Annotated in this window: 2 pseudogenes; both read left to right on the top strand. The window is 61.2% G+C overall.

The annotated features are described in order from the left end of the window. Positions 1–529: pseudogene (locus tag Q0L57_RS13955) on the top strand (type II secretion system protein GspD); the annotation flags it as partial. A 4-nt stretch (positions 530–533) separates the two neighbouring features. Next, a pseudogene (locus Q0L57_RS13950) lies at positions 534–848 on the top strand (prepilin peptidase); the annotation flags it as partial.

The following is an 848-nucleotide window of genomic DNA, read 5'->3' as shown; positions in this document are numbered from 1 at the left end:
GGTCGGCGATCAGGTCCCCGTTTCGACCGGCACGGCAACCGTGCTGACGGCGAATAATACCATCGTCAACACCATCGACTACAAGAACACAGGCATCATTCTCCGTGTGCAACCGCGCTCCAATGCCAACGGCAATGTGGTGCTCGATATCGAGCAGGAGATCAGCAACATTGCCGGAGGTGGCGGTACCACCCAGTCCCTGACACCAACCGTATCGCAACGGCGCGTCAGAAGCTCGATTGCCGTTACCAGCGGCCAAACGGTCCTGCTTGCCGGCCTCATCAGCGAAAACGAAAATCTGACCCGGCAAGGCATCCCCCTGCTCGATCAGCTTCCGGGTATCGGCGATGCGTTCTCTCATCCGAACAACACGCGCACGCGCACGGAATTGATCCTATTCATCCGGCCGACCGTGATCCGCGATGCCGTCGATGCTCATGTCATCGCCGAAGAAATGCGCACAAAGATGAATAACCGATTGGTCGGGACCAACCTCCCTGTCGTCGTGAATCCCAAGCCGACACGCTGATCGCGTGGACACGCTTCTCCAAGGCTCGCCGCGCCCGTTGCAAATATCGATCGCTGGCGCGACGCTCGCCGCGATCGCCGCAAGCTTGATCGCCTCTCCCAACATGGACGGCGCGTGTGGAGCGTTGCTCGCGCTCCTGATGATGGCTATCGCCATCATCGATTCACGCCGCTACATCATTCCGAACGAGCTTGTCGCCGCTGCGGCGGCGCTGGGGCTGCTGCGCGCAGGATTGATCGGACCGGGTGCAGGACTGTCGGCCATCCTCTGGGCGGCCTGCAGCGGCGCGGCTACGGCGATCCCCTTTCTGCTGCTGATG

This window comes from Mesorhizobium sp. (assembly GCF_024509055.1).
Lineage (GTDB): Bacteria > Pseudomonadota > Alphaproteobacteria > Rhizobiales > Rhizobiaceae > Mesorhizobium.
The sequence above is the reverse complement of the archived record's forward strand: the minus strand, read 5'-3'. Positions and strand labels throughout refer to the sequence as shown.